The sequence below is a fragment of the Thermohalobaculum sp. genome, from assembly GCF_058622915.1.
Window position 1 is genome coordinate 1 of record NZ_JBZSYN010000148.1, and the last position, 8403, is coordinate 8403.

General features: G+C 70.5%; 9 protein-coding genes. 4 read left to right on the top strand and 5 right to left on the bottom strand.

The features are described 5' to 3' along the window. Positions 1–166, top strand: a 166-nt coding sequence (locus AC32QD_RS11575; protein ID WP_492010665.1) for a biotin/lipoyl-containing protein, incomplete at its 5' end; no start/stop codon positions are given. A gap of 377 nt (positions 167–543) precedes the next feature. On the opposite strand, the gene AC32QD_RS11580 is transcribed toward AC32QD_RS11575, so the two are convergent. The 3 genes from AC32QD_RS11580 to AC32QD_RS11590 form a co-directional block, all read right to left on the bottom strand. Continuing rightward, positions 544–726, bottom strand: coding sequence for a hypothetical protein (locus AC32QD_RS11580; RefSeq protein WP_492010657.1), 183 nt, complete (start codon positions 724–726; stop codon positions 544–546). A gap of 438 nt (positions 727–1164) precedes the next feature. Beyond that, positions 1165–2451, bottom strand: a complete 1287-nt coding sequence (locus AC32QD_RS11585; protein ID WP_492010658.1) for a homoserine dehydrogenase — start codon at positions 2449–2451, stop codon at positions 1165–1167. A gap of 89 nt (positions 2452–2540) precedes the next feature. Beyond that, positions 2541–2855, bottom strand: a complete 315-nt coding sequence (locus tag AC32QD_RS11590; protein WP_492010659.1) for a hypothetical protein — start codon at positions 2853–2855, stop codon at positions 2541–2543. Positions 2856–3032: 177 nt separating this feature from the next. Between AC32QD_RS11590 and AC32QD_RS11595 the strand changes: the two genes are divergently transcribed. Together AC32QD_RS11595 and AC32QD_RS11600 are read left to right on the top strand one after the other, a co-directional pair. Continuing rightward, complete coding sequence (locus AC32QD_RS11595; RefSeq protein ID WP_492010660.1) at positions 3033–4835, top strand: PHA/PHB synthase family protein; 1803 nt, start codon at positions 3033–3035, stop codon at positions 4833–4835. A 73-nt stretch (positions 4836–4908) separates the two neighbouring features. Then, the gene (locus tag AC32QD_RS11600) at positions 4909–5958 is read left to right on the top strand and encodes a CE1 family esterase (protein ID WP_492010661.1); all 1050 of its coding nucleotides are present in this window, start codon (positions 4909–4911) and stop codon (positions 5956–5958) included. Between the two features lie 4 nt (positions 5959–5962). On the opposite strand, the gene AC32QD_RS11605 is transcribed toward AC32QD_RS11600, so the two are convergent. Beyond that, positions 5963–6892: a LysR family transcriptional regulator gene (locus AC32QD_RS11605; protein ID WP_492010662.1), complete on the bottom strand. Its 930-nt coding sequence runs from the start codon at positions 6890–6892 to the stop codon at positions 5963–5965. A gap of 122 nt (positions 6893–7014) precedes the next feature. Here AC32QD_RS11605 and AC32QD_RS11610 point away from each other — a divergent pair, with 122 nt between their 5' ends. Further along, complete coding sequence (locus tag AC32QD_RS11610; RefSeq protein WP_492010663.1) at positions 7015–7614, top strand: FMN-dependent NADH-azoreductase; 600 nt, start codon at positions 7015–7017, stop codon at positions 7612–7614. Positions 7615–7709: 95 nt separating this feature from the next. Here the strand turns inward: AC32QD_RS11610 and folE are convergent, their stop codons facing one another. Beyond that, the gene (gene folE, locus AC32QD_RS11615; RefSeq protein WP_492010664.1) at positions 7710–8345 is read right to left on the bottom strand and encodes a GTP cyclohydrolase I FolE; all 636 of its coding nucleotides are present in this window, start codon (positions 8343–8345) and stop codon (positions 7710–7712) included. Between the last annotated feature and the right edge of the window lie 58 nt (positions 8346–8403).

Here is an 8403-nt window from a genome sequence, read left to right on the forward strand (position 1 = left end):
CGCAGCGGGCCAGCAGGTCAAGGCCGGCGACCTGCTGCTGACCTTGGAGGCGATGAAGATGGAGACCGCCATGCACGCCGAGCGCGACGGCACGATCGAGCGCGTCGTCACCCCGGCCGGCACGCAGGTGGACGCCAAGGACCTTCTGCTGGTCTTCGCCGCCTGAGCGGGGGTGTGCACATTGCACACGCAACTAAGACATTGATTTCATTGGATGCGTGATTTGGGCTGGGTTCATGGTTAACGATCGGTGAGCGGGCTGTAGGGCGGGCTTAAGCCCGCCATTCAACCATTCCCCGAGACGTGGCGGGCTGAAGCCCGCCCTACTCAGACAATGGTTCTGCTCGCAAATCACAAGGCAGGACAGAGGAGGCGGACCATGGCCCGCCTCCGAAGTATGCCGTCTACTTCCGACGCCTCCTACCCTTCGAGCGATCCGGCGCCTGAGTCAGCGCGGACGCCGCTACGCTCTTTTGGGCCTTCGTGGCCTTCGGATCACGAAGGATCTTGGACGCCTTGGAGGCGACGCCCTTCGAGGTCTTTTCATTTCTCGCCATGGAGGGCCTCCGGCAATGGGCAGGGCTTCACCCAAGCGAACCGTTTTCCGGTTCGCACCTCAGAAACCCGGCCTTGGTTGAGACCACCGAGATGTGCGGCGATCTGAGCGTTGTTCATGGGGGTGCCCCCGAGCAACGCCTTGATCTTCGCCGCAAGCCTTTCGTCCATCTTCGGACTTGTCGATTTTCGCATCATTCATCCTTTCGATGCATCGACAGCCGTGTTGATCCGGAGGGAAATCCGTGCGAGAAAATATGCACGGAGGGACCAAATCACTCCTGAGGTCCGCCACGGCTGCCTGGGCTTTGCGGACCGGGGATCGCGAACGCGAGTTTGGAGTGACCGCTCCGAGTCGCAGATTCGCGATCCGCCCACCTACCCATCATGTGACGTTCCAATTGGTGTGCAAGCCAAAAATCTGGCCGGCGAGCTACATTTTGAGGTTGACGAATTCGAACCTACTATCCGCGGTGGGAACGAATGGGAAACAAGCGCAAACCGGTGTGGCGGATAGGTATCACCCAGTCAGCGTGAATATCGAGCAGAGTCATTGTGCAGCCGGCGGCACACAGCCATCGCCAAGGCATAGCGCATAGCCCCACCCCCTCACACGGACTCGATCCGGATCGCCACCGGCGGCTCTAGGCTCACCGGCAGAGCGGCGATGGCGGCGACGGCGGCGTCGATGGCGTCGCGGCGCGCGTCGTGGGTCTCGATCACCACCGGCACCGGGTCGCCCGCGCCGTACTGGTGCATGCGGTGGATCGAGACGCCCTGGTCGCCAAGCCCCGAGGCGATCGCGGCCAGCGCGCCGGGCCGGTCCTCGAGCATGAAGCGCAGGTAGTAGGGCGAGTGCTCGGCGGAATGCTCGAGCCTGGGCGCGGCCGTCAGGCTCTTCGCCGGCCGCGCGAAGGCGGGCCGCACTGCGCCGCGGGCCAGGTCCGCCACGTCGGCCAAGATCGCCGAGGCCGTCGGCCCCGCGCCCGCGCCCGGCCCGATCAGCGAGCACTTGCCGATGAAGTCGCCCTCGATCGCCACCGCGTTGGTCACGCCGCCCAGCGCGCCGATCACGCTGTCGCCCGCCACCATGCACGGCCGCACGCGCTGCTCGAGCCCGTGCTGGTGCATCTGCGCCAGCGCCAGCAGCTTGATCGAATAGCCCATGTCGCGCGCGGTGCGGATGTCGGCCAGCGTCACGCGCTCGATGCCCTCGGTGACCACGCCGTCGACGTCGACCCTTGTGCCGAAGGCCAGCGCGGCCAGGATCGCCAGCTTGTGCGCGGCGTCGATGCCGCCGACGTCGAAGCTGGGGTCGGCCTCGGCATAGCCCTTGCGCTGCGCCTCGGCCAGCACCTCCGCATAGTCGGCCTGGCGCGCCTCCATCTCGGTGACGATGTAGTTGCAGGTGCCGTTGAGCACGCCGAGCACGCGGGAGATGCGGTTGGCCGCCAGCCCCTCGCCCAGCGCCTTGAGCACGGGGATGCCGCCGGCGACCGCGGCCTCGATGGCCAGCCCCGTGCCCCTCGCCTCGGCCGCCTCGGCCAGCGCCTGGCCGTGATTCGCGATCAGCGCCTTGTTGGCGGTAACCACATGCTTGCCCGCCGCGATGGCCTGCTCGACCAGCGCCTTGGCCGGGCCGTTGGCGCCGCCGATCACCTCGACGACGCAGTCGACGTCGGCGCGCCGCGCCAGCGCCGCCGGCTCGTCCTCCCAGGCAAAGGCCGAGAGGTCGACGCCGCGCTCGAGCCCGCGATTGCGCGCCGAGACGGCGGCGATCTCGATGCGCCGCCCCGCCTTCAGCGCCAGCGCCTCGCCATGGGTCTCGAGGATCCGTGCCACCCCGGCGCCGACGGTGCCGAGCCCGGCGAGGCCGATGCGGAAAGGGTCTGTCATGGCGCGGTCTCGGGATGGACGGGAAATCAGGGCCACTGCCTAGCCGACCGGGCCCGCCGGCGCAACAGGCCGCGGCGCCGGGTCGGGCCTCAGGGCGCCACGCCGAGGCGGCGCTTGTCGGCTGCGCTCAGCACCGGGCCGGCGAGCGCGTTCGCCTGCGCCGCCTGCGCGTTGGCCGCGGCCGAAAGCTCGGCCAGGATCGCGGCGCCGATCGCGGGGTCCGGCGCGGCCTCGGTGTAGGTGCCGACCGGCGGCGCCTTGGGCGTGTCCACCAGCCGGGGCCAGGGCGCCTTGGCGACCTCGGGCGACTCGGGCACGGTGATGCCCGAGAGCAGCCGTCCGCTGCCGCAGCCGGCCAGCGCGGCGGCGAGCACCAGCACCGCAAGCGTCCTCGTTGCCTTCATTTGCCGGCGCGCTTTCCTCTTGTGATAGAGTGGGTGCTGGCCCACATCGTGCGGCAACAGCATAGCCCCGCCGCCCCGGCCTGGCCAGCGCCGCGGCACCGGGTCAGGGGCGTCCAGGGGCGGCCCGGGGCGGCCCGGGGCGTCCAGGGGTGTCAAAGAGGGAGGCAGCGCAAAACCATGTCGAGCGAAAGCGATCACGACGGAGCGCCCGAGGTCAGCGAGATGGCCGAGCGCATCGCACGCATCACCGAGCGCAGCCAGAAGGTCTGGCTGGAGTCGCTCGAGCGCGGAGCCGGCGGCGTACCGGCCGCCCCGCCCGACCCGCTGGGCACTTATCCGGCCATGGCGCGGCTGGCGCAGCAGTGGCTGGAGCACCCGGAGAAGCTGGGCGAGGCGACGCTCGCCTTCTGGACCAGCCAGGCCGAGCTGAGCGCGCGCCTGTGGCGGCGCTGGCTGGGCGAGGACGGCGGCCAGCCGCTCATCACCCCGCACAAGGGCGACAAGCGGTTCCAGGACCCGGCCTGGGAGGAGAACCCGTTCTTCGACTATCTCAAGCAGTCCTACTTGTTGACCGGCAACTGGCTGCGCCAGCGGCTCGACGACGCCGACGACCTGCCCGATCGCGAGCGGCGCCGGCTCGAGTTCCTGACCCGCAACTTCATCGAGGCGCTGGCGCCGACCAACTATCCCGGCACCAACCCCGAGGTGCTGAAGGCGACGCTGGAGCAGAAGGGCGAGAACCTGGTGCGCGGGCTCGAGAACCTCTTGCGCGACCTCGAGCGCGGCAAGGGCCAGCTGCTGATCCGGCAGACCGACATGGACGCGTTCAAGGTCGGCGAGAACCTCGCCACCTCGCCGGGCAAGGTGGTCTCCCAGAACGAGATCATGCAGCTGATCCAATACGCGCCGACCACCGAGCGGGTCTACGAGCGCCCGCTTTTGATCGTCCCGCCCTGGATCAACAAGTTCTACATCCTCGACATCAACGAGAAGAAGTCGATGGTGCGCTGGCTGGTCGACCAGGGCCACACTGTGTTCGTCGTCTCCTGGGTCAACCCGGACGCGCGCCAGGCCGAGGAGACCTGGGAGAGCTACATGCGCAAGGGCGTGATCGAGGCGGTCGAGAAGGTGATCGCCGAGACCGGCTCGGCCAAGCTCGACCTGGTCGGCTACTGCATCGGCGGCACCATGGTCGGCTGCACGCTGGCCTACATGGCGGCGACCGGGGACGAGCGGGTGGGCAGCGTCACTTTCCTGACCACGCAGCTCGACTTCTCGAACGCCGGTGACCTGCAGAACTTCGTCGACGAGGGCGTGCTCAAGATCCTCGAGGCCAAGGTGGCGCAGCAGGGCTATGTCGAGGCCGAGAACATGCTCGCCGCCTTCAACAGCTTGCGCTCGACCGACCTGATCTGGGGCTTCGTGGTCAACAACTACCTGCTGGGCAAGGAGAACTTCCCCTTCGACCTGCTCTACTGGAACTCGGACTCCACCCGCATGCCGGGGAGGGTGCACCTGTTCTACCTGGAGAACTTCTACCACCGCAACCAGCTGGCCCAGGGCGAGCTGGAGATCGACGGCATCCGGCTCGAGCTGAAGAAGGTGCGCGTGCCGGCCTATCACGTGGCCACGCGCGAGGACCACATCGCGCCGGCGCCCTCGGCCTACCGCGCCGCCAAGATGCTGGGCGGGCGCAGCCAGCGCTTCGTGGTCGCGGGCTCAGGCCACATCGCCGGCGTGGTCAACCCGCCGTCGCTGGGCAAGTACCAGCACTGGGTCAAGGACGGCATCAAGGAGGCCAGCGTCGAGGCCTGGCTCGAGGGGCTGGAGGAGCAGGCCGGCTCGTGGTGGCCCGACTGGCAGGCCTGGCTGGCCAAGCGCTCGCGCCGCAAGGTGCCGGCGCGCACGCCCGGCCAGGTGCTGGGCGCCGTCGAGGACGCGCCCGGCTCCTATGTCAAGGTGCGCTTCGACGAGGGCTGAGGCCGCGCTCGCACCCGGCGCCCGCGGCGGCTATACTGTCCGGGGGATCGGGGAGGTGCGGGGAGCGGCGATCATGGGAATGGCGCGAGGTCTCGGGGCTGCCCGGCGCACCGGCGCGGCGCTCGCGCTTCTCGTCGCCATGGCCGTGCCCGGTCTGGCCGCCGGCACCACGCAATGCACGCTTGGCGGCTTCGAGCAGCCCTGCCGGGCGGGCGGCGGCGAGTACCGCGTGCTGGCGCCCGACGGCGACGGCCCGTTCCCGGCCATGGTCTATCTCTACGGCTCGGGCGGGCGCAGCGCCGAGATCACCGCCAACCCGATCTTCGACGCCGCGGTGACCGGGCGCGGTTATGCGCTGGTGGTGCCCACGGCCACGAAACTGACCTATGTGGGCGGGCGGCGCGACACCGGCTGGCGGCTCGCCGGCGAGACCGGCCCGGGCCGCGACGACGCCGCCTTCGTGCGCGCGGTGATCGCCGACGCCGCCCGGCGCTTCAACCTCGACCGCCACCGCATCCTGCTCGCCGGCCAGTCGCGCGGCGGCTTCCTGGTCTGGCAGATCGCCTGCCGCCATCCCGACACGGCCAGCGCCTATGCGGCGCACGGCGCCGGCTGGCTGGGACCGCTGCCCGCGCAGTGCGCCGCGCCGGTGCGCTTCCTGCAGACGCAGGGCATCTCGGACCGCCTGGTGCCGATCGCCGGGCTCAAGCGGCTTGAGGGCGACCTGGCGCTGCCGCCTATGGACGCCGCGCTGGGGCTGATCGCGCGCACCGACGGCTGCGACCCGACGCCGGGCAAGGCCGTGGCCTTCCGCGATTTCGAGCGCATCAGCTGGCGCGGCTGCACCGCCGGCAGCCGGCTCGACCTCCTGCTGCACCCCGGCGGCCACGCCCTGCCGGCGATCTGGTTCCGCGCCGCGCTCGACTGGTTCGAGGAGCCGCTGCCCGCGCCCGTCGAGATATCGCCGGTGGTGCGCCGCGTCGGCGAGGGCCTGCCCGGGGTCAGGGTCGGGGTCGGGGTCGGGACCGACACCCACGCCACGCTCAAGCCCGGCACGGCGCCCACCGGGGGCCGCTTCAAGGCGCCGCCCGCCCCGGGCACGCCCGCGCTGGGCGCGCAGTAGCGCCTCAGCCCACCGCGCGCTTGAGGCAGGTCTCCCAGTAGGGCCGCGGCCCGATTCGTTCGCGCACGAACTCGATGAAGGCGCGCGCCCGCGCCGAGAGGTGCCGGGTCGGCGGGTAGACGGTATAGATCGCCGCCGGCTCGCCCCAGCGGTAGCCGGTCAGGAGCGGCACCAGTTCGCCGCGCTCGATCGCCTTGTAGACGATGAAGCTGGGGCCGTTGGTCAGGCCCATGCCGGCAATCGCCGCGTCGCGCAGCACGCCGCCGTTGTTGCAGCGCATGCGCAGCTTGAGCTGCACCGAGCCCGATTCGCCTTCCGGCCCGCGCCAGCGCCAGATGTCGGGCCGCTCGACATTGGTGTAGCCGAGCGCCGGCCAGTCGCGCAGCGCCTCCGGGTGGCCCGGCTCGCCCAGCCGCTCGACCAGGGCGGGCGCGGCGCACACGACGCTGGCCACGTCGGCGATCTTGCGCGCGATCAGGCTCGAATCGCGCAGCGCGCCGATGCGGATGGCGAGCTCGAAGCCCTCGGCCACCAGGTCGGCGACCCGGTCGGAGAAGTCGATATCGACCTCGACGCCGGGATGCGCGCGCATGAAGTCGGCCACGACCGGCGTCAGGTGCGCCACCCCGAAGGTGAGCGGCGCGGCGACGCGCAGCGTGCCGCCCAGCCCCGCGTGCCGGTCCGAGGCCTCGCGCTCGGCCTCCTCCAGATCGGCGAGGATGCGCCCGGCCCGCTCGTGGAAGCCGCGCCCGGCCTCGGTCACGCTCATGCGCCGGGTCGTGCGCACCAGAAGCTGCGTGCCCAGCCGCGCCTCCAGCTCCTTGATGCGCCGGCTGACCGCCGAGGGCGCCAGCCGCATGGCCCGCGCCGCCTTGGTCACGCTGCCCTTCTCGACCACCTGGACGAAGCAGCGCAGGTCCTCGAAGCGGTCCATATCGTTCCCCTTTGCGCAACAGTCCTTGCAGGATTCCCCGTCTTAATTCTCCCAAGCGCAAGCATCAAGTTTGTCTCAGGCGGGCGAGACCCGCGAGGACGACGAGTCAGACGGAGGACATCATGAGCACTTCCCCGACCATCCTGAGGATCGATTCGAGCATGCGCCACACCGGCTCGGTGACCCGCGCGCTGGCCGACCGGCTGGTCGAGCGGCTGAGCGCCGCGGCCCCCGGAACCCGCGTCATCCGCCGCGACCTGGCCGACGGCGTGCCGCTGATCGACGAGGCCTGGATCGGCGCCAACTTCACCGACCCGGCCGGGCGCAGCGAGGCGCACCGCGCCGCGCTGGCGCTCTCGGACGAACTGGTCGCCGAGCTCAGGGCCGCCGACACCATCGTCATCGGCCTGCCGGTCTACAACTTCTCGCTGCCCGCGGCGCTGAAGGCCTGGATCGACCTGGTCGCCCGCGCCCGCGAGACCTTCCGCTACACCGAGGCCGGGCCCGAGGGCCTGCTCACCGGCAAGCGCGCGCTGGTGGTGGTCGCCTCGGGCGGCGTGCCGGTGGGCAGCGCGGCGGACTTCGCCACGCCCTATCTCAGCCACGCGCTGGCCTTCATGGGCATCGAGGACGTCGAGTTCATCTCCGCCGACCGGCTGGCCGCCGACGCCGAGGCCGCCATCGCCGGGGCCGAGGCGCGCATCGAGCGGCTGGCGGCCTGAGGCCGGCCCCCGCCGGCGGACACAAGGAAAAGGCCGGCCCTCGGCGGGCCGGCCGAAATTTGCCGCGCACGGCGAAGACGTTCAGACCGGGCGGATCAGCCTAGCCGGTTCGTCGGATTGCCGATGATGTCCATGAATTCCTTGCGCGTGCGGTGGTCCTCGCGGAAGATTCCGAGCATGGTCGAGGTGACCATGGTCACGCCCGGCTTGTGCACGCCGCGCGTCGACATGCAGTGATGCTCGCCCTCCATCACCACGGCGACGCCCTGGGGCTGCAGCACCTGCATTAGCACGTTGGCGATCTGCGCGGTCATCTTCTCCTGCACCTGCAGGCGCTTGGCATAGGCGTCGACGAGGCGGGCGAGCTTGGAGATGCCGACCACCCGGTCGGTCGGCAGATAGCCCACATGCGCCTTGCCGATGATCGGGGCGAGGTGGTGCTCGCAATAGCTCTCGTAGCGGATGTCGCGCAGCACCACCATCTCGTCGTAGCCCTCGACCTCCTCGAAGGTCCGCTGCAGCATGGCCACGGGGTCCTCCTCGTAGCCGCGGAACCACTGGCGATAGGCGCGCACCACGCGGCCGGGCGTGTCCAGGAGCCCCTCGCGGTCGGGATCGTCCCCGGCCCAGCGCAACAGCGTGCGCACCGCCTCCTCGGCATCGGTCACGCTCGGGCGCTCGATCGGCTCCGCCTCGATCTCGAGCAGGGCTTTCGGGTCGAACCTGTTCATCGCTCTCTCCACTCCCGCGGCCCGGCGCCGCGCGCCCGGGGCTCTGTCGCTCCCTACC

Excerpts from the sequence above, each read along its gene's own strand:
- folE (WP_492010664.1), bottom strand. The coding sequence starts at position 8,345 with ATGAACAGGTTCGACCCGAAAGCCCTGCTCGAGATCGAGGCGGAGCCG.
- AC32QD_RS11600 (WP_492010661.1), top strand. The coding sequence starts at position 4,909 with ATGGGAATGGCGCGAGGTCTCGGGGCTGCCCGGCGCACCGGCGCGGCG.
- AC32QD_RS11595 (WP_492010660.1), top strand. The coding sequence starts at position 3,033 with ATGTCGAGCGAAAGCGATCACGACGGAGCGCCCGAGGTCAGCGAGATG.
- AC32QD_RS11580 (WP_492010657.1), bottom strand. The coding sequence starts at position 726 with ATGGACGAAAGGCTTGCGGCGAAGATCAAGGCGTTGCTCGGGGGCACC.
- AC32QD_RS11610 (WP_492010663.1), top strand. The coding sequence starts at position 7,015 with ATGAGCACTTCCCCGACCATCCTGAGGATCGATTCGAGCATGCGCCAC.
- AC32QD_RS11605 (WP_492010662.1), bottom strand. The coding sequence starts at position 6,892 with ATGGACCGCTTCGAGGACCTGCGCTGCTTCGTCCAGGTGGTCGAGAAG.
- AC32QD_RS11590 (WP_492010659.1), bottom strand. The coding sequence starts at position 2,855 with ATGAAGGCAACGAGGACGCTTGCGGTGCTGGTGCTCGCCGCCGCGCTG.
- AC32QD_RS11585 (WP_492010658.1), bottom strand. The coding sequence starts at position 2,451 with ATGACAGACCCTTTCCGCATCGGCCTCGCCGGGCTCGGCACCGTCGGC.